Origin of the sequence: Sphingomonas humi, assembly GCF_039536725.1 — a bacterium.
In the GTDB taxonomy this organism is placed as follows: domain Bacteria; phylum Pseudomonadota; class Alphaproteobacteria; order Sphingomonadales; family Sphingomonadaceae; genus Sphingomicrobium; species Sphingomicrobium humi.
Genome location: NZ_BAAAZD010000002.1, coordinates 471,894 through 494,243 on the forward strand (window position 1 = coordinate 471,894; position 22,350 = coordinate 494,243).

General features: G+C 66.1%; 18 protein-coding genes and 1 pseudogene. 6 read left to right on the plus strand and 13 right to left on the minus strand.

Annotated elements, in window-relative coordinates; all coding sequences use genetic code 11:
- From ABD729_RS10210 to ABD729_RS10220, 3 genes are read left to right on the plus strand one after another with little or no spacing between them, the layout of a single operon-like run.
- Complete coding sequence (locus tag ABD729_RS10210) at window positions 1–627, plus strand: HdaA/DnaA family protein (RefSeq protein WP_344711411.1); 627 nt, start codon at window positions 1–3, stop codon at window positions 625–627.
- Window positions 624–2,771 (plus strand): RNA degradosome polyphosphate kinase, encoded by a 2,148-nt coding sequence (locus tag ABD729_RS10215; RefSeq protein ID WP_344710137.1) that lies wholly within the window; start codon window positions 624–626, stop codon window positions 2,769–2,771. Before ABD729_RS10210 ends, ABD729_RS10215 begins: the two co-directional genes overlap by 4 nt.
- A 6-nt stretch (window positions 2,772–2,777) precedes the next feature.
- The gene (locus tag ABD729_RS10220; RefSeq protein ID WP_344710138.1) at window positions 2,778–4,238 is read left to right on the plus strand and encodes a Ppx/GppA phosphatase family protein; all 1,461 of its coding nucleotides are present in this window, start codon (window positions 2,778–2,780) and stop codon (window positions 4,236–4,238) included.
- A gap of 10 nt (window positions 4,239–4,248) precedes the next feature.
- On the opposite strand, the gene ABD729_RS10225 is transcribed toward ABD729_RS10220, so the two are convergent.
- Together ABD729_RS10225 and rnd are read right to left on the minus strand one after the other, a co-directional pair.
- Window positions 4,249–4,551 (minus strand): I78 family peptidase inhibitor, encoded by a 303-nt coding sequence (locus ABD729_RS10225; RefSeq protein WP_344710140.1) that lies wholly within the window; start codon window positions 4,549–4,551, stop codon window positions 4,249–4,251.
- Window positions 4,548–5,729, minus strand: a complete 1,182-nt coding sequence (gene rnd, locus ABD729_RS10230) for a ribonuclease D (RefSeq protein ID WP_344710141.1) — start codon at window positions 5,727–5,729, stop codon at window positions 4,548–4,550. Before rnd ends, ABD729_RS10225 begins: the two co-directional genes overlap by 4 nt.
- Window positions 5,730–5,835: 106 nt before the next feature.
- Here rnd and aspS point away from each other — a divergent pair, with 106 nt between their 5' ends.
- The gene (gene aspS / locus ABD729_RS10235; protein WP_344710143.1) at window positions 5,836–7,620 is read left to right on the plus strand and encodes an aspartate--tRNA ligase; all 1,785 of its coding nucleotides are present in this window, start codon (window positions 5,836–5,838) and stop codon (window positions 7,618–7,620) included.
- A gap of 61 nt (window positions 7,621–7,681) precedes the next feature.
- Window positions 7,682–9,040 (plus strand): APC family permease, encoded by a 1,359-nt coding sequence (locus tag ABD729_RS10240; RefSeq protein ID WP_344710144.1) that lies wholly within the window; start codon window positions 7,682–7,684, stop codon window positions 9,038–9,040.
- Window positions 9,041–9,150: 110 nt separating this feature from the next.
- Here the strand turns inward: ABD729_RS10240 and ABD729_RS13860 are convergent.
- The 6 genes and pseudogenes from ABD729_RS13860 to ABD729_RS10270 all read right to left on the minus strand — a co-directional run.
- Window positions 9,151–9,258 (minus strand): annotated as a pseudogene (locus tag ABD729_RS13860) (PEPxxWA-CTERM sorting domain-containing protein); the annotation flags it as partial.
- A gap of 667 nt (window positions 9,259–9,925) precedes the next feature.
- A complete protein-coding gene (locus ABD729_RS10250; protein ID WP_344710146.1) occupies window positions 9,926–10,543 on the minus strand; it encodes a hypothetical protein in 618 nt (205 codons plus the stop codon).
- Between the two features lie 128 nt (window positions 10,544–10,671).
- The gene (locus ABD729_RS10255) at window positions 10,672–11,385 is read right to left on the minus strand and encodes a hypothetical protein (RefSeq protein WP_344710147.1); all 714 of its coding nucleotides are present in this window, start codon (window positions 11,383–11,385) and stop codon (window positions 10,672–10,674) included.
- A 113-nt stretch (window positions 11,386–11,498) separates the two neighbouring features.
- Window positions 11,499–11,930 carry a hypothetical protein gene (locus tag ABD729_RS10260; RefSeq protein WP_344710148.1) on the minus strand — a complete coding sequence of 144 codons (432 nt, stop codon included), beginning with the start codon at window positions 11,928–11,930 and terminating at the stop codon, window positions 11,499–11,501.
- A gap of 213 nt (window positions 11,931–12,143) precedes the next feature.
- Window positions 12,144–12,626 carry a transcription elongation factor GreB gene (greB, locus tag ABD729_RS10265; RefSeq protein ID WP_344710149.1) on the minus strand — a complete coding sequence of 161 codons (483 nt, stop codon included), beginning with the start codon at window positions 12,624–12,626 and terminating at the stop codon, window positions 12,144–12,146.
- A 10-nt stretch (window positions 12,627–12,636) separates the two neighbouring features.
- Window positions 12,637–14,604, minus strand: a complete 1,968-nt coding sequence (locus ABD729_RS10270; RefSeq protein WP_344710150.1) for a lytic transglycosylase domain-containing protein — start codon at window positions 14,602–14,604, stop codon at window positions 12,637–12,639.
- Between the two features lie 84 nt (window positions 14,605–14,688).
- On the opposite strand from ABD729_RS10270, the gene dapA reads away from it, so the two are divergent.
- On the plus strand, window positions 14,689–15,564 hold the full coding sequence (dapA, locus tag ABD729_RS10275) for a 4-hydroxy-tetrahydrodipicolinate synthase (RefSeq protein WP_344710151.1): 876 nt from the start codon (window positions 14,689–14,691) through the stop codon (window positions 15,562–15,564).
- On the opposite strand, the gene ABD729_RS10280 is transcribed toward dapA, so the two are convergent.
- The 5 genes from ABD729_RS10280 to ABD729_RS10300 form a co-directional block, all read right to left on the minus strand.
- A complete protein-coding gene (locus ABD729_RS10280; protein WP_344710152.1) occupies window positions 15,561–16,811 on the minus strand; it encodes an N-succinylarginine dihydrolase in 1,251 nt (416 codons plus the stop codon). The two genes, dapA and ABD729_RS10280, sit on opposite strands and share 4 nt — an antisense overlap.
- The gene (locus ABD729_RS10285) at window positions 16,808–17,827 is read right to left on the minus strand and encodes an arginine N-succinyltransferase (RefSeq protein WP_425564887.1); all 1,020 of its coding nucleotides are present in this window, start codon (window positions 17,825–17,827) and stop codon (window positions 16,808–16,810) included. The genes ABD729_RS10280 and ABD729_RS10285 overlap by 4 nt, the downstream gene beginning before the upstream one ends.
- The gene (locus ABD729_RS10290) at window positions 17,824–19,032 is read right to left on the minus strand and encodes a hydrolase (RefSeq protein ID WP_344710154.1); all 1,209 of its coding nucleotides are present in this window, start codon (window positions 19,030–19,032) and stop codon (window positions 17,824–17,826) included. The genes ABD729_RS10285 and ABD729_RS10290 overlap by 4 nt, the downstream gene beginning before the upstream one ends.
- A 111-nt stretch (window positions 19,033–19,143) precedes the next feature.
- A complete protein-coding gene (locus ABD729_RS10295) occupies window positions 19,144–19,572 on the minus strand; it encodes a hypothetical protein (RefSeq protein ID WP_344710155.1) in 429 nt (142 codons plus the stop codon).
- A gap of 65 nt (window positions 19,573–19,637) precedes the next feature.
- Window positions 19,638–22,292, minus strand: a complete 2,655-nt coding sequence (locus ABD729_RS10300; RefSeq protein ID WP_344710156.1) for a putative bifunctional diguanylate cyclase/phosphodiesterase — start codon at window positions 22,290–22,292, stop codon at window positions 19,638–19,640.
- Window positions 22,293–22,350 lie beyond the last annotated feature (58 nt).

A 22,350-nucleotide genomic window follows, 5' to 3' on the forward strand; every position in this document is an offset into this window, starting at 1 on the left:
ATGCGCGCGCCCGACCAGATCGCGCTCCCGCTCGACTGGCCGCAGGGGAGCGATGAAAGCCGGTTCATCGTCAGCTCCGCCAACGAAGCGGCGTTCGAGCATTTCCGCCGCTGGTCGAGCTGGCCGGTCAAGGCGACCATCCTCACCGGCCCGCGCCGCTCGGGCCGGTCGCTGTTGGCACGCAATTTCGTGGCCCGGGTCGGTGGCCGGTTGTTCGATCCGGCCGACAGTCATGACGAGGAAGCGCTGTTTCACGCCTGGAACCAGGCGCAGGAAACCGGACGGCCGGTGGTGATGATTGCCGACCGCGCCCCGCCGCACTGGCAGGTGAGCCTGCCCGACCTTCGCACCCGGCTTGCGGTGACGCCGGTGATTGCGATCGAGCAACCCGACGACGCGCTGTTCGCCTCGCTGATCCGCCGCCTGTTCGCCGACCGCGGGCTGCATCTTCCCGACGATGCGCTGCGTTACACCTGCGAGCGCGTCACGCGCGATTACTGGACGGCGGAGCGGGTGGTGGATGCCATCGACCGCTTCGCCATCGCGGCCAGTGCCCGCCTGACGGTGCCCACGGTCCGCCGCGCGCTGGTCGCTGGCGGACTGATCGAGGGAGGGCAGGAAGAATGAACGCGCCGGCCGACATCAAGGTCAGCGCCTTGCCGGAAGGCGAGAGCCGCTACTTCAACCGCGAAGCCTCGTGGCTGGCGTTCAACCGCCGCGTGCTGGAAGAAGCCGCCAACCCCGCCCACCCGCTGCTCGAACGCCTCCGCTTCCTGTCGATCAGCGGCTCCAACCTCGACGAATTCTTCTCGGTCCGCGTCGCCGGCCTCAAGGAACAGCAGCTCGAAGGCGTCGAGGAGCGCAGCTACGACGGGCAGACCCCGACCCAGCAGCTCGAAAAGATCAGCGCCGAAGCCGACGCCCTGATCGCCGAACAGCAGCGCACCTGGCTTGAACCGACCGCGCTCCTCGCCCTGTCCGGGGTCGAGGTGGTCGCGCCCGACGCGCTTCACGCCGACGAGAAGAAGTGGCTGCGGACCTTCCTGTCCGAGCAGATCCTCCCGGTCCTGACCCCGCAGGCGGTCGATCCCTCGCACCCGTTCCCGTTCGTCCCCAACCTCGGCTTCGCGCTCGTCTTCGCGATGGTCGACAGCGCGGACAAGGAGCCGGTCAACGAAGTGCTGATGATCCCGGCCTCGGTCCCACGCTTCCTCCCGCTGCCGGGCAAGAAAAGCCGCTTCGTCTCGATCGACGCGGGCATCGCCGCCCACCTCGACGTGCTGTTTCCGGGCTTCGAACTGATCGCGGCCGGCGCCTTTCGCGTCCTTCGCGACACCGACATCGAGATCGAGGAGGATGCCGAGGACCTCGTCCGCACCTTCCGTTCGGCGATCAAGCAGCGCCGCCGCGGCCGTGTCATCCGCCTCGAATTTTCCCACGGCACGCCGGAAAACCTCGAAAACCTGGTCCGCGAAGGGGTCGGCGCCGAACATGCCCTGATCGCCGAAAGCTCGGGCTTCATCGGCATCGCCGACCTTCAGCAACTGGTCGACGTCGAGGGCCATCCGGCGCTTCGCTTCGCCCCCTACACCCCGCGCTTTCCCGAACGGGTGAAGGAGCATGGCGGCGACTGCTTCGCGGCCATCCGCGACAAGGATTTCGTCGTCCACCACCCGTACGAGAGTTTCGACGTGGTGGTCGCCTTCCTCCGCCAGGCCGCAAGCGATCCCGATGTCGTCGCGATCAAGCAGACGCTCTACCGCGCGGGCAAGCAGTCCGCGATCATCGACGCGCTGGTCGCCGCCGCGGAAGCGGGCAAATCGGTCACCGCTGTGGTCGAACTCAAGGCGCGGTTCGACGAGGAACAGAATATCCTCTGGGCCAGCCGGCTCGAACGCGCCGGGGTCCAGGTCGTCTACGGCTTCACCCAGTGGAAGACCCACGCCAAGGTCTCGATGGTGGTCCGGCGCGAGGGCGGATCGTTCCGCACCTACTGCCACTTCGGGACCGGCAACTACCATCCGACCACCGCGCGGTTCTACACCGACCTCAGCTTCTTCACCGCGTCGAAGCGTGCGGCGCGCGACGCGGCCAAGCTGTTCAACTTCATCTCCGGCTACGTCCCGCCCAAGGGCCTCGAACTGCTGGTGATGAGCCCGGTCACCCTGCGCGAAAAGCTGACGCAGTGGATCGACGCCGAAATCGCCAACGCCAAGGGCGGCAAGCCCGCCGCCATCTGGGCCAAGATGAACAGCCTCGTCGATCCACGGATTATCGAGAAGCTCTACGAGGCGAGCGAAGCGGGCGTGAAGATCGAGCTGATCATTCGCGGCATATGCTGCCTCCGTCCTGGGCTTCCCGGACTGTCGAGCAACATCCGCGTGAAATCGATCGTCGGCCGCTTCCTCGAACACAGTCGTATCTGGTGCTTCGCCAACGGGGCGCGGATGCCGCACGCCAAGGCGCGGGTGCTGATCTCTTCGGCCGACTGGATGCCGCGCAACCTCGACCGCCGGGTGGAAGTCGCCGTCCCGCTCGAAAACACCACCGTCCACGCGCAGGTGCTCGACCAGGTGATGGTCGCCAACCTCATCGACAATCAGCAAAGCTGGGTGCTCGAAGGCCTGACCGGCCGTTACGACCGGGTCCACGACAGCAAGAAGCCGTTCAACCTCCACACCTACTTCATGACCAATCCCTCGCTGTCGGGCCGCGGCCAGTCACTCGAGGGCAAGAAGGTCCCCAAGCTCAAACTGGAACAGGGCGGATAATATAAGATGGCAAAACGCCCCTTTGGCCCGGTCGGAATTATCGACATCGGCTCCAACTCGATCCGCTTCGTCGCTTACGCAGGCTCCGAACGAGTGCCCTCGACCCTTTTCAACGAGAAGGTCTCGGCCGGGCTCGGGCGTGAGCTGTCGGCGACCGGCCGGCTGTCCGACAAGGCAATGGACGAGGCGATCGAAGCGCTTGCCCGCTTCCGCCTGCTTGCCCGCGAAATGAAGCTCAAACGCCTCGACGTGGTCGCCACCGCGGCCGTCCGCGAGGCCGACAATGGTGACGATTTCCTCGCCCGCGCCCGCGCCGCCGGGATCGAGCCGCGGGTGATCACCGGCGAGGAAGAGGCCAGGCTCGCGGCGCTCGGCGTCATCTCCGCTATTCCGCACGCCCGCGGCGTGGTCGCCGACCTTGGCGGCGGCAGTCTTGAACTGACCCCGGTCGCGAACGGAAAGGCCGGGCCCGGCATCTCGCTTCCGCTCGGCGTGTTGCGCGTGGGCTCGGAAGCCAGCGCCAAGCAGCTTGCCGCGACTTTGCGCAAGGCGATCCCGCCTGCGATCCTCGCCGCCGGCGCTGAGCGCACGCTGTACCTCGTCGGCGGGTCGTTCCGCGCCTTCGCCCAGCTCGACCAGCAGGAAGCCGGCTCGCCGCTGCATGTTGTCCACGGCCATTCGATCGATGCCGAACGCGCACGCGAACTGCGCGATCTCATCCGCAAGATCTCACCCGAGCAGCTCAAACAGCGCTTCGGCCTGTCGACCACCCGCGCCCAGACCGCCCGCCCGGCAGCTGCCGTGCTCGACGCGCTGTTCCGCGTGCTCGAACCCGCCCGCGCGGTCGCCAGCGCCTATGGCCTGCGCGAAGGCCTGCTCTACGATCATCTGGCAGAGGAGCGCCGGGCCGAGGACCCTTTATTGGCTGCGACGCTTGAAGCGGGCGAAAAGCTCGGCCGCTTCGGGGATCATGGCGCCGAACTCGATCAGTGGATCGCACCGCTGTTCCCCGACGACGATGCGGCGGCGGAGCGCCTCCGGCTCGCGTCCTGCCTGCTGGCAGACGTCGCCTGGGAAGCGCATCCCGACTTTCGCGCGCTGTGGGCGGTCGACATGGGCGTCCACGGCAACTGGGTCGGGATCGACGCGGAAGGCCGGACCATCATCGGCCGGACCCTGTGGGCGGCCTTTGGCGGCGACGGCCCCTTCAACGAAAGCCTGGCGCAGCTTGTTGACCAGCGAGTCCTCGACCACGCCGGCCAGTGGGGCGCCGCGATCCGGCTTGCCCAGCGCTTGTCGGGCGGGACCGAGAAGCTGCTCGCCCGCTCGCGCATCGAAGTGGAGGGCGGCGCGGTCGTCCTGCGCCTCGCCCGCAAGGATCAGGGCCTCTACAGCGACATCGTCGCGCGCCGGCACAAGCAGCTTGCCGGCCTGATGGGGCTGACCGCCAGGCTGGAATTGGCCTAGCTAGCCTGGCCTAGCCGCAGCTGAGGCGCTGCACCTTGTTCGCAGTGTCTAGGTACACGCGCACCCGGTCCTCGCGGTAATCCATCGTGACCATCGAACCCGCGGCCACCCACTGCAGGGTCTTCGCCCCGGACACGCGCTGGATCGCAGCGCCGAGGTCCGCCGTCGCCGGCTGGCCAACGAACTGCTGCAGCGCATCGTTGCTGCACATGCCTCCGCTATCGCCTGGGTTGGCCACCGGCTCCTCCTGCTGCACCGTCGCGCAAGCGGCCAGCAGCGGCAGCACCAGGCCTGCCAAGATCACCTGCTTCACGCTTCCTGCTCCTCTGTCGTGCGGGTCATCTTGAGCTTGCCGCCGCGGGTCGCGAACGCCAGCCGCCCTTCGACCAGGTCCAACGCGTCGCGTCCGAATTCGTCGAACCGCCAGCCCGACAGGATCGCAAGGTCCCGTCGCACCCCTGCCGCCAGCGCTTCCAGCTCGTCAGAGCGCGCGATCAGCTTGGCCGCGACGCCCGTTTCCTTGGCCTTGATCTTGAGCAGCAGTTTGAGGAGGTCCGCGACCAGCGCGCCGTCCTTGGTCAGTCCCGGCCGGCTCGGACCCCGTTCGGGCAGTTCGTCGGGCGACAGCGGCTGGGCATTTTCCAGCGCCGCCATCATCCGCGCGCCGATGTCGTTGTTCCGCCACCCCGCCGACAGCCCGCGCACCTTGGCGAGATCGTCCTGCGTCTTGGGCGGGTGCCCGGCGATATCGGCCAGCGTGTCATCCTTGACGATGCGCCCACGCGGAAGGTTCTTGCCGCGCGCTTCCTTCTCGCGCCACGCCGCCAGCACCTTCAGCCGGCCGAGCACCTGCGGGTTGCGGCTCGGCAGCTTCAACCGCTTCCACGCATCCTCGGGATCGAAGGCGAAGCTCGACGGATCGGCCAGCCGCTCCATCTCCTCATCAAGCCACAGCCCGCGACCGGTCTTGCGCAGCTTGCTCACCATCCGTGGGAAGATGGTCGCCAGGTGCGTCACGTCGCCGATCGCATAATCGATCTGCCGCTTGTCGAGCGGCCGCCGGCTCCAGTCGGTGAACCGCGCACCCTTGTCGAGCGCGTGGCCGAGCATGCTCTCGATCAGGTTCGAATAGCCGACCTGCTCACCATACCCCAGCGCCATCGCCGCGATCTGCGTGTCGAACAGCGGCTGCGGCGTCTTGCCCGTCACGTTGTAGACGATCTCGAGGTCCTGCCCGCCGGCGTGAAAGACCTTCAGCACGTCTTCATTGTCGACCAGCAGGTCCCACAAGGGCGTGAGGTCGATCCCGTCGGCCATCGGATCGATTGCCGCCGCTTCCTCGGGCGAGGCGATCTGGATCAGGCACAGTTCGGGCCAATAGGTGTTCTCGCGCATGAACTCGGTGTCGACGGCGACGAAGTCGTGCGTGGCGAGGCGAGCGATCAGCGCGGCAAGCGCGTCACTGTCGGTGATAAGCGGGTGAATCTTCATCTTGTCCGGCCTGTAGCGGGCATCCCCCAAGTTGACAAAAGGGGAGGGGTGGGGAAAGCGCCGCGCCATCCATTCACCGTCGCGACGACCAACCCGGACACCCACCATGCACGCCTATCGCACCCACCATTGCGGCCAGCTCCGCGGCACCGACGTCGGCAGCGACGTCCGTATTTCGGGCTGGATCCACCGCAAGCGCGATCATGGCGGCGTCCTGTTCGTCGACCTTCGCGACCATTATGGCCTGACCCAGGTCGTGGTCGATGTCGACAGCCCGGCACTCGCCGTCCTCGAGAAGCTGCGGGTTGAAAGCGTCGTCACCATCGACGGCAGCGTCAAGGCGCGCGCGGAAGGTACCACCAACGCCAACCTGCCGACCGGCGAGATCGAGGTCTACGCCCGCGGCGTCACGGTCCAGTCGAACGCCGCCGAACTGCCGATGCCCGTCGCCGGCGAGCAGGAATATCCGGAGGAAATCCGCCTCCGCTATCGCTATCTCGACCTCCGCCGCGACCGGCTCCACGCCAACATCATGCTGCGCTCGAACGTCATTGCGTCGATCCGCCGCCGCATGGTCGATCAGGGCTTCACCGAATTTCAGACCCCGATCCTGACCGCGTCGAGCCCTGAGGGCGCGCGCGATTATCTGGTCCCGAGCCGCGTTCACCCGGGCAAGTTCTACGCGCTCCCGCAGGCGCCGCAGATGTTCAAGCAGCTGCTGATGGTCGCGGGCTTCGACCGCTATTTCCAGATCGCGCCCTGCTTCCGCGACGAAGACGCCCGCGCCGACCGCTCGCCCGGCGAATTCTACCAGCTCGACTTTGAAATGAGCTTCGTCACGCAGGACGACGTCTTCAACGCGATCGAGCCCGTGCTCGCCGGCGTCTTCCGCGAATTCGCCAACGGCCGCCAGGTCACCGAAGGCGCTTTCCCCCGCATCCCCTACAAGGAAGCGCTGCTGAAGTACGGCTCGGACAAGCCGGACCTGCGCAACCCGATCCTCATCAGCGACGTCGGCAGCCACTTCACCGGCTCGGGCTTCGGCCTGTTCGCTTCCATCGTCGACAAGGGCGGCTTCGTCCGCGCCATCCCGGCCCCGAACACCGCCGACAAGAGCCGCAAGTTCTTCGACGAAATGAACGACTGGGCCCGCGGCGAAGGCTTCGCCGGCCTCGGCTATGCGACCCGCAAGGGCGGCGAATGGGGCGGCCCGATCGCCAAGAATCACGGCACCGAAGGCATGGACAAGCTCGCCGCCGAGCTCGGCCTCGGCCCCGACGACGGCCTGTTCTTCGCGGCCTCGAACAAGGAAGCCGAAGCCGCCAAGCTTGCCGGCGCCGCCCGCACCCGCGTCGGCACCAGCCTCGGCCTCATCGACGAGAACCGCTTCGAATTCTGCTGGATCGTCGATTTCCCGATGTTCGAATATAACGAGGACGCGAAGAAGGTCGACTTCAGCCACAACCCCTTCTCGATGCCGCAGGGCGAGCTCGAAGCGCTCGAAACCAAGGACCCGCTCGACATCCTCGCCTGGCAGTATGACATCGTCTGCAACGGCGTGGAGCTCAGCTCTGGCGCGATCCGGAACCACCGCCCGGACATCATGTACAAGGCGTTCGAGATCGCCGGCTACACGCAGGAGCAGGTCGACACCAACTTCTCGGGCATGATCAACGCCTTCAAGTACGGCGCGCCTCCGCACGGCGGCTCGGCCCCCGGCATCGACCGCATCGTCATGCTGCTGGCGGGCGAACCCAACATCCGCGAGGTCGTGGTCTTCCCGATGAACCAGAAGGCCGAGGACCTGATGATGAACGCCCCCGCCTTCGTCACGGCCAAGCAACTCAAGGAACTGTCGATCAAGGTGGTGGGCGAAGCGCCCAAGGCCTGAGGCCTGACGATACCGCCACCCCGGGCTTGACCCGGGGTCGCGCTTCTTCCTTCCTGCAGCCGTGATCGCGCCCACAACCCTTCCCCGAAGCCTCGGCTTGTGGGGCATCCTCTTCCTGACCCTGTCGATCACCACCCCGGCCTCGTCGCTGTTCGTGATCGCGCCGGGCATCCTCCACGAGGCAGGCACCGGCGCGGTATGGGCGCTCGCCCTCGCGGCGGTCGTGTCGATCGCCACCGCCTACGTCTATGCCGAGCTCGCTTCGGCCTGGCCGGTCGCGGGCGGGGAATATGTGTTCGTCGGGCAGACGCTGGGGCAGGGGCCTGCCTTCGTCATGCTTGCGATCAACCTCGTCAGCAACGTGCTGATCGCCCCCGTCCTCGCGCTCGGGGTGGCCGAGGTGATGGCGACCTTCATTCCCGCCCTGCCGGCGGTCCCGGTCGCAATCGCCGTCCTGGCGCTGGCGACGCTGATCGCGGTGCTCAACATTCGGCTGAACGCGCTGATCACCGGCATTTTCCTTGCGGTCGAGCTTGCCGCTCTCGCCCTTGTCGCGGCGCTCGGTCTGTTCGAGCCGGTCCATCCGCTCGCTCTCCTTGCCGCTCCGATGGTGGCCGACGGCGGAACGCTCGCCCCGCTCACGCTGGCCGGCTTCGGCACCGCGGCATCGATCGCCATCTTCGCCCTGAACGGTCCCGGCTGCGCCATCTACTTCGGCGAGGAACTGCACGAAGCGCCGCGCCAGATGGGCCGGGCGATCCTCATCTCGTCCGGCCTCACCATCCTCAGCATCGGGCTGCCGCTCGTCGCCGCCCTGCTCAGCGCGCCCGACCTCATCGCCTTCCTGTCCGCCGACGATCCGTTCGGGGCGTTCGTGGCGGCGCGCGGCGGATCGACGCTCGCCGCGCTCGTCGGCGGCGGGATCGTGCTGGCGATCGTCAACGCGGTGATCGCCACCATCCTCGCCTGCGCCCGCTTCCTCTACGGCACCGCCCGCGACCGCAGCTGGAACCTGCCGCTCGACGAGTGGCTGAGCGCCCTCCACCCGCGCTGGGCCTCGCCGTGGCTGGGAACCCTGCTGGTCGGCGCGGTGATGATCGCCTGCTGCTTCCTGCCCCTGTCGTTCCTGCTGGTGGTGAGTGGCGCAGGGCTGATCGTCATCTACGCCGGCATCGCCGCCGCAGCGCTTGTCGGCCGCCGCCGCGGACTGACTGGCGGGGACACCTACCGGATGCCCCTGTTCCCGCTGCCGCCGCTGGTGACGCTGGCAGCGCTCACCCTCATCCTCTGGGCTACCTGGCTCGATCTGGAGGAAGGCCGCCCTGCGCTGATCGCCACCGCGGTCCAGATCGGCTGCGCCTGGCTTTACTGGCGCCTGATACTGGTAAGGAGGGGGTGGAAGGCGAGCGTGCCGATGTAAGGACGTCGGCGCATGTCAGCCATTCCGCATCCCGCGACCGACTGATCGTCAATGCGAAAAAGGGCGCAACCCTGTCAGATCGCGCCCCCTTCGAAACTCAAGGATTTGCCTCAGGCAGCCTGCAGTAGGCCAGTCTTCCGGCGCCGCATCGACACGCCGATCGCGCCAAAGCCCAACAGCATCAACGCCCAGGTCGCCGGCTCTGGAACAGCCGCCATTGCGGGCGAAGCACGTGCGGTCACGAACCCCGTACTCAGGCCGCCGGCGTTGACCCGATATTGCGTGCCGTTGGTGACGAACAGGTTGACCGACGAACCCGCCGCCGTGCTGAAGCCAAGGCCGTTACCGTCCACGAAAAAGGGCCCGGTAAGATAGAAGAGATTATTGGACCCCGTGACATTGGCGAGGCCGGTGATCTGCGATCCGTTGAAGGTGCCGGTGATGCCGGTGATCGTCTGATAGGTGTAGCCGTTCAGCGAACTGACCTGTGACACGTCGCTGGTTGTCAGGGTGCCGGTTCCAATCAGCGGTTCACCGAAGAACAGCCCGGTCCCGGAAAAATTGAAATCATATACCGCAGCGCAAGCCGGCGTGGCGCCGATCATGGCGATGACCGCGCCAATGACGCCCAGGTGTTTCCTGAAATTCGTACGCATCCCATTCTCCTTCTGGAACGCCACAGCGACGGCCATCAGAGAAGGTACGGAGCGTCGGCGGAGACAGATGCTTAACGTACGATAAATATTTGCGCGCTCGACCTCACGGCGGGGCTCTGACGCCGCCGTTACGGGCACGAAGGACAAGGCTGCGCGTCGCATTCACGCAAAGTCGGCTATCGACCCATTGCGGACATTGGCTGAACGATGTGCCCGCCGGCAGAGCGGTCTAATCCTTGAACCCCTGCCTGAAGTCCGTGTGCACAAGTTCTTGGGCAGGGGTGATGTCTGCGGCGTATTTCACTCCGGTAATGGATACCAGCCGGAACCCTTGATCGGTCAGCCAAGGCAGAAAATCCCGCAGTCCATCAGAGACTGGGAGCTTGGTGCGGGTGACGCGAACCGCCGTAATCGACAGCGCCGCCGGATCGACGATTGACACGGAGGCGGGATCGCTGCTGTCGCGAAAACGGACGATGAGCGGCCAATCCTTGCGAGGAATATCTCCCGACGGATCTCGCCATGCGCTCTTGACGTCACCCATCGCGTTCCAGAATTGCTGGTGACCGCCGCAACCTACACAATCAGCCATTGCGAACACGGCAGGTCCGGCCAGCAGAGCGGACGATACAGGTCCTCCCGGCTTCAAGGTCATAAAGAGAAGTCCCCTGCGTCCGTTCTCATCGAGCGCGAGTGCCTCACCCTTCAGGCGGATCGACAGTTGGGCAGCAGATTCCAAGAGCGAGGGGGTTTCGCGAGCCGTTACGCTCATTACCGATGAGCCCAGGACTTTTTCCCCGGCATAGACGTCGATGCGAAAGGCGACGGTGCGCGAACCCGTCAACATGCCGCAAGCCGCGATCGACAGGCTCGTCAGGGCGACACTTATCATCCGGCCCACATGGCGAGGCACCGTAAGGCTTCCTGCCGACCCAGACGGGCCCTTCCTTCGATGCGGGTCCACGGCGCGCCTCACTACTTCAGACCCCTGCTGAACTCCGCTTGCGACAGGTGGTTGGAGAGAGGCTTACCCAGCGCGCTACTCCGCGATCCATCGAACATCCTGTCGTAATAATTCGGAAGCCACGGCAGGCGGGTGAGTATTCCTCGGGTCACGTCGTCATCGGTGATCTCGACGCTCACCGCAATTCTGCGACCCGGAGCAGGATCGAACCGACGCACGCTTTCAGCCCTGCCGGGTTCGGCAAATTCCACCAGCATCGGGCACCAGGACGGATGCCTGTCACACGGCACCTCCGCCCGTTCACCGAGCCGCCCGGCAATGTCGCGAAGGTCGGCAATGCGGTCGCCGCCGTGGAGCAGTTCCTCGCCCCTGAACGAGCGACCGATGTCGCCGAAGAGATGTTCCGGCATCATCGACGCCATGTCGTGACTACCGCTCCTCCCGCGCAGGATCGCATAAACCACCCGGCCGCCTGGCAACTCGATCGGGATCGCCTCGCCTTGGAACTTGCCGCTATACGGGGTTGCCAGGGCCGCCGTAGGTTTTTCCAGGCGCCACGACCACACACCCGAGCCGCTTGCTTTGCCTTCGGGGCCATCGATGGCGACAGTCACACGATAATTGACCTTCGCTGCGTTCGAGAAAATGCTGCAGCCGAACGTAAGCGCGGCGTAGGCCGAGATGGTAAGGGCGCGGCGCCAAGATGAAGGTCGGCGAACGCTCATGTTTGCTCCTCGGCGTGCATCGAGCAAAGACACTAGAGCCAGCTGGTTTAGCCTTCGCTAATACCCCGGAGATGGAGACGACGTGTAGGTCCGCCTTCGACCCCTTGCGGACGTTAGGAAGTGCGGTAGCGCAATCCGTTGCTGGCCATGAAACCCTTAGGGTCGAAGCTGCTCCACACCTCGCCCCAATCAAGCTTCGCGTTTAGGCCATCGCGCGCCAAGGCATCGCGAACGAAGGCAACTTCCCTGTCGATGGCTTCTCGCGTGGGCCAGCCTCCGTCCATTGGCGCGTCAGGAAGCTGGACGCTCCAAGACGCTTGTTCGAGCCGCCCAAGGTGAAAGCAGAGGCCCACGGACGCGGGTTGTCCGCCAAAAATCAGCCCCGTGAGGTAGAGCCACTCAAAGCCGTTCCCGTGGTCTCGTGAGCCTTTGACCAACTGGGCAACTTGCGGTTCGACTTCTAACTTCGATTGCAGTGGCCGCAACCGAACATCACCAACACCCAAGTTGCCCGTTTGCGGGTCTATTGTGAACTGCGCTTCCATGCCGGAACCATCGACGCGTTTGGTCCCTGCCGCAATGTCCGCTTCCCACCCAAAGCAGACCTTAACGCTAGAATTGCAAAGTAGGATTTCAACTGATCTAATAACCAATATGGTTCGCTTATCCAAGAGTCGCCTGGTCGTCGTGTCGCTTCAGGACGTGTATCGCCACCGCACCGCGGACCCCGGACCGTGTCAACTTCGACAACTTCGCAGTCAGGCGGGATAGTCGATGGTGACGACTTCCCAGCTTTTCTCTCCCGCCGGCAGCCGCACCGTCCGCTCGTCGCCGACCCGCGCGCCGACCAGGGCACGGGCCATCGGGCTGCCCCAGGCGATTCGTCCGTTGGTGGCGTCGGCCTCGTCGTCGCCGACCAATGTGAAGGTCCGCCGCGCATCCTCCTCGTCGGCCAGTTCGACCGTCGCGCCGAAGCGGATCACGTCGCGGTCGGGCTGGACCGCGGGGTCGACCACCTTGGCGTTCTTCATCACTTTCGACAGGTAACCCAGCCGCCGGTCGATCTCGCGCAGGCGCTTGCGGCCGTAGATATAGTCGCCATTTTCCGACCGGTCGCCATTCCCCGCCGCCCAGCTGATCGTCTCGACCAGCTTGGGGCGTTCCTCACCGAACAGCTGCCCATATTCGGCGCGGATGCGGGCAAGGCCCTGGGGGGTGATCAGGCGGGGACGGTCGGCCATGCTCCGACTTCTAGCCGAGGCGCGACTTGCCGAGGAAGTGACTAAGCTGGCGCGGCGGCTCGGCCCGCGGGTTCATGCGGTCGTAGACCACCGTATTCTCCAGCACCCGCTGCACATAGCCGCGGGTTTCGGCGAAGGGGATGTCCTCGATCCACGCCACCACGTCGGCCCCGCTCGCCCGCGGATCGCCGTTGCGGGCGACCCACTTGCGGACGTTCCCCGCACCGGCGTTGTAGCTCGCCACCGCAAGGACGTAATTGCCGCCCCACTGGTCGAGCAGCCGGCGGAAGTAGGAGGATCCGAGCATCACGTTATAGGCTGGATCGGACGTCAGGCGGCCAAGGTCGTAGCCGACCCCGACCTTGCCCGACTGCTCCTGCGCGGTGCCGGGCATCAGCTGCATCATCCCGCGCGCCCCGACGCCGCTCATCGCGGTCCGGTCGAAGCTGCTTTCCTGGCGGGTGATCCCGTGGCTGATGCTCCACAGATCCTCCCCGCTGATCCCGCCGCCAAGCAGCGGATAGGCGGCCCGGAAATAGAAGGGGTCGCCGCCATTGCGGGAGGAGCGGGCGGTCCACACCGCCAGGTCCTGGCGCCCGACCTGGTCGGCCAGCTCGGTCGCGAGGAGGCGCTCGGCACTGTCGCCCAAATTCTCGGACAAGGCCCTCACGAACAGCGCCTGCTCGTCGCGGCGGTTCTGGCTGCCTAGCAGGCGCACGGCGCGGACCAGCGCCTTGTTCTGGAAGGCGCTGCGCTGGACCGGGGTCACCAAAAGCTGCGGGCTTCCGAGCGGGGCGGGGATCGCGCGCCCCAGCCGCTCATGCGCCAGCTGCCCATAGAACAGGTCCGGATAGGCCGCGGCCTTGGTGAAGTGGGCGGTGGCATTCTGAAGCTGCCCGGACTGCGCCGCGGCCCGCCCGGCCCAGTAGGCACCCTTGGTCAGCACCTGCAGCGAACGCCCGCCCTGGCTGTACTTGTCGAACAGCGACACGGCATCGGCCGGCCGGTTGAGCGCCCGGATCGCAAGGCTTCCGGCGAGCCAGGTGAGATTGGTATATTCGTCGCGGACCTGCAGCGGCTGGTCGACCAGGCTTGCGCCCGGCGCCAGCGCGTCATCGACCTGCCGCGCGATCTCGTAGGCGAGGCTGAACTGGCGGTCGGCCGCCGCTTCCTGCGCGACCATGCGTTTCAGTTCATACCATTTGCCCGGGTCGGCCGGGAGATAGGTGAACTGGTGGGGGCGGGCGAGCAACTGGCGCGCCGCGCTCTGCCAATTGGCTTCGCGCAGATAGCGGGCGCGGTCCTGCATCAGCCCCGCATCCTGCGTCACCTGCGCCATTACCGCAGTGTAGAGCGCCTCCACGTCGGGGGAGCGCTGCTGCATGGCAATGCGGGCGGCAAAGGCGGGACGCCGCGCCGCGCTGGTCGATGCCAGCATACGCGCCGCATCGGTCGCGTCGCGGTCGACCAGCAGGCGATCGACGCGCGCATCGTGGTCAGCCGTGGTGAAGCTTGCGCCGAACCGCTGGTACAGGGCGATCTCGTCCATCGCGGACAGGTCGGACGCGCTCCACGCCTTTCGCGCGGCCGCCAGTGCCTCAGCCTGGCGGCCCTGTGCGGCATAGGCATCGGACAGCCGGGCAAAGCCGGTCGCCGAGACCGGTGGTTTGGTCCTGAAGAAGGCGATCACCGTGGCGGCGTTCTCGCCCACCTGCATGTTCTTCTCGGCCGACCGGCGCATCGCGGCGTCGCCCGGCCATCCTGGATAGGCGATCAGGAAGCGGGCATAGTCGGCGAACGACCAGGTCGTCCCCTGGCGCAGCCGCCGCCAGTCGTTGAGCGCGTAACCGACGTCGTTGGCCGGCGCCAGCGCGGCGGCCGGCGGCGCGACGCTGACCGGTGTCAGCTGGGCTGATCCGGCGGTTGGAGCAACCAGAACCAGGGGAAGGAGGAAAGCCACTCGTCGCATGCTGGACATGATTGCGGATAAGTCCTTATCAGCCGCTGAACGTACGCGGTGCCAGTCTAGCCGCACGGACCTCAGAATATAGAGGAAGCAGGTATGTTCTCCGGGTCGATCCCCGCACTCGTGACACCGTTCACCGCAGGCGAGGTCGATCTCGCGGCGCTGCGGGACTTCGTCGACTGGCAGATTGCCGAGGGCTCCAGCGGACTGGTCCCGTGCGGGACGACCGGCGAAGTACCGACTCTGACCGCCGACGAACATGCGGCGGTCGTCCGCACGACCATCGAGGCGTCGCGCGGGCGGGTTCCGGTCATCGCCGGCTGCGGCAGCTATTCGACCGCCGAATCGCTCCGCAAGATGAAGGTGGCGAGGGAGCTCGGGGCGGACGCGGCATTGGTGGTCGTGCCTTATTACAACCGGCCCAGCCAGGCGGGCATCGCCGCGCATTTCCGGGCGCTCGCCGAGGGCTGCGACCTGCCAATCGTGGTCTACAATGTCCCCGCGCGGACGGTTGCGGACATTTCGGTCGAGACGCTGGGCGAGATCGCCAGGCTGCCGGGCGTGATCGGGATCAAGGATGCGACGGGCAATCTCGCGCGGGTCACCGCGCAGCGGCTCGCTTGCGGAAACGATTTTTGTCAGCTTTCGGGCAACGACGACATGGCGGTCGGTTTCAACGCCCATGGCGGCGTCGGCTGCATCTCGGTCACCGCCAACGTCGCCCCGCGCCTCTGCGCCGAGCTGCAGAAGGCGACGCTGGACGGCCGGTGGGATGAAGCGCGCGCGCTCGCCGACCAGCTCTACCTGCTGCACGAAGCGATGTTTGCCGATGCTTCGCCGGGGCCCGTGAAATATGCCCTCGGGCGGGTGCGGCCGGGCTTTCCGCAGGAACTTCGCCTCCCCCTGATCGAGGCCAGCGAGTTGGCTCGGGAACGTGTGGACGAGGGCCTCAAGGCCGCGGGCCTCGTCTAGAGCAGCTCGCTCAAGCTGCAGCTGTCGAGCAGCGCCGCACGGGCGGCTTCGATGTCGCGGATCAGGGCGGGGTTGCCGAGTTCGGCCACCTCGATCTCCTCCGGCCAGGTCCGGGCGATCACCTTTGCCAGTGCATCGAGCTTGCCTTCATCGACGAGGAAGCGCGGATCGACCGTAGCGGGGTCACAAACGACCCGCAGGCGAAGACAGGCGGGGCCTCCGCCATTGGCCATCGACTGCCGCACGTCGACGACGCGAACGTCCCGGATCGCACCATTGCCGGCGAGATGGCGCTGAAGCCATTTCCACACCGAGGGTGTTTCGCGCGCTTCTTCGGGTACGATGAGGGTGGTTCGGCCGTCGGGCGGGGTGACCAACTGCGCGTTGAAGAGATAGGATCGGATCGCATCCTCGAGGCTGACCTCGGCCGCAGGAACTTCGACGAAGTCGAGGTCGGGGAAACGACTTTCCAGCTGACCGAGGAATTCCTCGCGCTCGGCAAATGCCTGTTCGTGGGAAAACAGGACGCGCTCGTTCGCCACCGCGACCACGTCATTGTGGAAGGCCCCCGCCGCGATCGCTTCCTCGGACTGGGCGACGAACAGGGTTCGGTCGGGATCGAGGTGGTGGCGGCGAGCGATCGCACGGCAGGCCTCGATATGCTGCCGCGCCGGAAAGGGCCCGCCTGCAACGCCATAGACAAAGACTTCCACGCCGGGCTGGTCGTGAGCCGCGCAAAGCCGCATGTGGTTGGCGGCGCCCTCGTCACCGAAGGTAAGCGGAACGGGGTCGTGGACGGCAAACGCCTCGTTCGCGAAGGCAATGCGGAGCTGCGCCAGGGTGGCCGCCCATTCGTGGCTGCGGTGCGCCATGGTCCGAAGGTTGGCGACGGTCAGATGTGTGCGGCCGTCGGCGGTATCAACGGCCGGGCTGACGGTTGCAGCATTGGCGGCCCACATCGCGCTTGCGCTCATCGCATTGGCAAGGAGGGCCGGATCGGCCTGTTCAGGACTGGTCCCAAGCTCGGCAAGCCAGGCGCGCGCGGGGCGTGGCTGTGGCAGGAAGATGCCCTGCGCCAGGCCAAGCGACAGGTTCGCGCGCATCTTTTCCAGCCCCTGCAGGGCCGCGGCGCGCGGATAGCTGACCTTGCCGAGATTTCGGGCCGACGCGAGATTGCCAAGGCTCAGGCCGCCGTAGTTGTGGCTTGGCCCGACAATCCCGTCGAAGTTGATTTCGCGGACGCTCATCGGCCGACCATCAGCACCTTGGCGCCAACGCCGATCTCGAGCAGGTCGGCGGTCTCCTGGCTGATGGAAATGCCCTTGCGACCGGTCTTGCGTACCTCCGCGCGGGCGCAGCGGAATTCGCGCAGTCGTCCGGCCGCCAACAGCACCTTGGTCTTGCCGGGCTCGCCGCCGATCTCGGTCACTGTCTCCTCGCCCGCCTCCCGGATGGTGCGGACCTGGTCGGTCGGGGCGGTCACGGTCGGGCCGCCGTCGAAGATATCGACGTAGCGGTCGAAGGTGAGCCCTTCCTCTTGCAGCATCCGGAGCGCGGCGCGGCCGCTCGGGTGCGGCTGGCCCATTACCGACTTCGCGCTGTCGGGCAGGAGCGAGACGTAGATCGGGGTCTTGGGCATCAGGTCGGCAATGAACTGCGTGCCATTCACCGCATTGAAGCCATCGGCCTCGGGAAAGGTCATGTCGAAGAAGCGGCCGGCGAGGGCGTCCCAGAAAGGCGAGTTGCCCGCCTCGTCCATGACGCCGCGCAGTTCGGCGAGCAAGCGGTCGCCGAAACGCTGGCGGTGCGCCTTGATGAAGAGATAGCGGCTGCGCGCCAGGAGCATTCCCCAGCCGCCCGCTCGCAGATGCGGATGCAGGAACAGACCGCCGACCTCACTCGACCCTTCAAGATCGGTCGTCAGCGTCAGCATCTGGTTGCGGAAGGTCTTGCCGAGTTCCGGGCTCCACTGGGTCAGCGTGGAAAGGTGATAGGAATAAAAGGCCTGCGAGGTGCCGACCTTGCCGAATACCTGACAGGTCCCGCGGATCAGTTTCTCGCGCGGATCTTCGAGGACGAAGATGAAGCAGTCGCTGCCCTGCACCTCCTCGACTTTGTCGAACGCAAGCTCCGACCGCGCGAGCTTTTCGACCAGGGTGCCCTTGTCGGCGGGCAGGTTGGTAAACCCCCCTCCGGTCAGCTTGGCCATTTCGTAAATGGAATCAAAGTCGTCCGGATGCGCTGGACGGATTCGAAAGCTCACAGGGCGCCTCCGGCGAGGCGGGCGATGACGAGCGCAGAGAGGGACGCACGCTCGGCCAGGGACTCGGGGATCAGATATTCCTCCGTGCTGTGAATGGCGCCGCCGCGAACGCCCATCGTGTCGACCACGGGGATGCCGCAGGCGGCGATGTTGTTACCGTCGCAGACCCCGCCCGAATCCTTGCGGCCGATGGTCTGGCCGAGATCGCGCCCGGCCTCTTCGACAAGGCCGAACAGGCGCAGAGCCGGTGGGTCGAGCGGTTTTGGCGGGCGGCCGAAGGCGCCGTGGCTATGGATGGAAACGTCCCGCGTGGCTGAGACGTGCTGCACCGCGGCGGCAATGCCCTCGCGCGCCGCGGCCTCGAGCGCGGGCGTCCGTGGCCGCAGGTTCACGCGCAGGACGGCGAGATCGGGCACTACGTTGTTGGGCGAGCCGCCCTCGATGCGGGCGACGTTGACGCTGAGGCCGTCGCGGCGGAGCGCCTCAAGCGCCAGCGCCAGCTCGGCCGCCGCGGTGATGGCGTTGCGACCCTCTTCGGGATTGCGCCCCGCATGTGCCGAGCGGCCGCTGACGTGAAAGGAGAAATTGCCCGATCCCGGCCGGGCCCCGGCAAGCGTGCCGTCGGGCAATGCGGATGGCTCATAGGTCAGTGCCGCAATCTTGCCGCGGGCGGCCGCTGCGATCAGCGCGGCCGACGAGGCGGAGCCGACTTCCTCGTCGCTGTTGATGACGACTTCATAGCCGAGGCTCGATGCGCCCGGATGCTTCTCGAACGCCTGGAGTGCGGCGATCATCACCGCAAGCCCGCCCTTCATGTCGGCGACGCCAGGACCGTTCACGCGCCCGTCCGGCAGGTCGCGCACGGACTGGAACGGATGATCGGCCGGATAGACGGTGTCCATGTGACCGGTCAGCAGGATCTGCCGCGGTGCGTCCGGGCGGACGATGAGGTGGAGGTGCTGTCCATGGCAAAGCGGAATCTCCTGCCCGCCGCCGTCCATCGCGGTAACCGGCGAAGGGTCGACCAGTGTCAGTGTGCCCGGAAGGATTGCCATGCGGTCGGCGAGCAATCCGGCCATGGTGTCGAGGCCGGCAAGATTGGCAGAACCGCTGTTGACCTCGGCCCAGGCCCGGACCTCATCCAGCCGGCAAAGCTCGGCCGCCTGCGTCACCAATGCTCGTTCGAGGCTCGACATTTCCCCCATGGCGGGACGCTTAGCGGGGCGCGGCGGGGAAGGCGAGGGGCAGCGGGCCCCAACAAAAAGCCCCGGCGTTGCGGCCGGGGCTTGTTGGTAATTCGCTGATCGCAGAAGCGCTTACGGGCTGACCGAGATCTGCGCGCCCGAGTTGTTCTCGCTTCCCAGCAGCAGGGCTGCAAGGCCGCCGATGGCAGCCAGGCCAAGCAGCAGCGGAAGAACGCCGATCGCGGCAGGACCAACGGCTGCGGCAGCAACCGGGGCAACCGGCGCGGCTTCGGCGGCGGGAGCAGCAACCGGAGCATCAACCTGCGGGAAGACACAGCCGGAGGGATTGGCCTGAGCGGACGAGGAAGCCGCCGCGCCCGCAGCCGCTGCAGCAGCCGCGCCGCACAGCGCCTGGCTCGACGCCGGGGCCGCAAAAGCGGACAGGGACGCCCACGGGCTGTAGGAGGCCGTCTGCGCGCCGACCGCCGCGGAGGCGGGTCCAGCAGCTACGAAAGAAGCCGCACTGACCACCAGGGCCACACGTGCTGCAAAGCTCTTCATCCTACACCAACTCCCAGATTCATCCCGCACATGCCCAAGACAGTCGAGTTTGCCAAGCTCTTTCGTCAGACACGCGCTGCCGTCAGCTCCGTTGCCGAAGCCATCAATGGCGACACCGCCACCTGAGATTCCTGAACGCACGATAAGCGATCAAGATCAAATTCTTCCTTAAAGCGAATTCCGAAGCAGTCGCGCTGCGCCCAGCGGATGGTTCCGGTGACCGGCCCGACCCCGACGATGTCCATGATGACGGAGGCCCCTGGTGTGACCGGATGGCTGCATTCCACCAGCGCGCCGACCGCTGAGATATTGCGGAGGCGGACCTCGAGGCGTTCCCCGTCAAGGCCGATCAAGGCACGGCGCAGCGTGCGCTGGCGTGTTTCGAGGCTGAACAGGCCGTCGCTTTGATCCGCCATCCTGCGGTGGGCAAGGCTCATCGCTTCGCTCATCGGAAGCGGCTTGCCGAAGAGATAGCCCTGCACCTCGCTGACGCCCAAACTGCGCATGAGCTGGAGGTCGTCGTGGGTTTCGATGCCCTCGGCGACCGTGTCCATGCCAAGGCTTTCGGCAAGGGTCACGATTGCCCGGATGATCGCTGCATTGCGGCTTTCGTCGACGCCGGCTCCGCGTACGAAGCTGCGATCGATCTTGATCTTGTCGAACGGCGCCTTCTTCAGATAGCCGAGCGAGGAATAGCCGGTGCCGAAGTCGTCCAGCACCAGCCGGACGCCAAGCTCCTTCAGCTTGGTGAAGGTGGCATCGGTGGTGTCGCAATCGGTAAGGAAGACGCCCTCGGTGATTTCAAGTTCAAGTCGCGATGGATCGACCCTGGCGGCAGCAAGCGCGGAGGCGACCATTTCGACCAGCCGCGGATCGTTGAACTGAACCGGGGACAGGTTGATCGCAAGCCGGAAGCTGGCGGGCCATGAGTGGACCGCCTGCAGCGCCTCCACCATCACCCACTCCCCAATGACGCCGATCAGCCCGCATTCCTCGGCGAGGGGAATGAATTCGGTGGGGGAGACGAGGCCGCGTTTCGGGTGCTGCCAGCGGACGAGCGCTTCGAATCCGACGACATCTTCGCCAGCAGCCCGGAAGATGGGCTGGAACACCACCGACAATTCGTCGCGCTCCATCGCGCCGCGCAGGTCATTTTCGAGCATTTGCCGGTTGGCGGCATTGTTGTGCATCGATGGTTCGTAAAAGCGGTAGCGGCCGCGACCGGCGGCCTTGGCGGCGTAGAGCGCGAGGTCGGCATTGCGAATCATCGAGTCCGCGCATGACCGCCACGGATCGCCGATCGCCACGCCGACCGAGGCCCCGATGCTGATCCGGTGCCCGTCGAGCATGTAGGGTCGCGACACTTCCTCGATCAGGTTCGACGCGATCTGGCCCAGCAGGTCGGTGTCGATCGTGCCCGGGATGACCGCCTTGAACTCGTCACCGCCAAGGCGGCCTACCTGTCCGTGGTCGCCGACCGCGCGGGTCAGCCGCTGGGCGACCTGCTTAAGCAGCGCGTCCCCGGCGGGATGGCCAAGGGTGTCGTTGACGTTCTTGAAGCGGTCGAGGTCGATCAGGAGAAGTGCACAGCCGCGCTGGCGGTGCTTGGCATTGCGCAAGCCTTCGTCGAGCGTCTGGCGCATCATCGCCCGGTTCGGCAGGCCCGTCAGCGAATCGGAGCGGGCGAGGCGGCTGATTTCCTGTTCAGTCCGCCGCTGCTCGGTGAGGTCGGTTCCGATCCCGCGGAATCCGTAAAAGCGGCCGTTCTGGTCGAACACCGGATTGCCCGACAGCGACCATTGCACGTCCTCGTCGCTAGCTGGGCGGACCACGACGTCGGAAAAGGGGAAGCGCGCGGAAAGGTGGAAGCCGAGCGTTCGTTGTTCGCGCAGATCCTGGTTGCGGCCGTTATCGACCGAAAGCAGGTCGGTGAACTGGCGGCCGAGCAGGGCTTCGGGCGTGGTCTTGAAGTCGTCTGCCAGCTGCTGGCTGACATAGGACAGGGTGCCGGCGGCATTGGTCTCCCAGAACCAGCCGCGCCCGCTGTTCTCAAATTCCTCGACGAAATTGAGGGCTTTCTTCGCCTGCCAGTCGACGGCCATGCGGCGGCGGCTGTTGGCCAGCATCATCTGGGTGATGATGATCGAATAGGTGGCGGTGAGCAGCCCGAGCAACGGGATCGCCGCGCGCAGCAACGGATCGCTGGAGAAGAGGTAAACACCGATCGCCGCGAACAGGGCATTGACGATCGCTGCCGGTGGGGAGCCGATCGACAACATCGCCTTGATCGCCAGCCCCGATCCGAGGGCCAGCGGAAGGAAACTCTCGTCCTGCAATCCGCCATAAGCGGCGCCGCCGAACAGGACCCAAAGGATGCCAGTCGCCGCGAACCAGCAATGGATGAGCTTGGCCGTCACCACCGGAGAAATTCCAAGGCGCGGGCGGGCGAAGAGAAGCAGGCCAGCGGCAGCATCGAGCAGGACGGCGATCATCACCGGGGTCAGGGCAAGCGCCAGCTGGGCGCCGTCCATGTTGCCCTGTTCGCGCAGGATCAGGATACTGCCGATGATGAGGTGGGTCGCGGCAAGCAGCGCAGGCGCATAGGACCACAGGGCAATCCGCTTGGCCTGGAGGATTTCGTCCTCGTCGGTGCGCGGCCGGAGGATGTCGAAGGTCATCGCCTCGCGTACCGATGCGCGGCCCTTCTCTCCCCCGGCCATATTCGCAAAATCAAGTCGTGGGTGACACATCGCTGGTTCCTGCCCGTCCCCCGAGCAG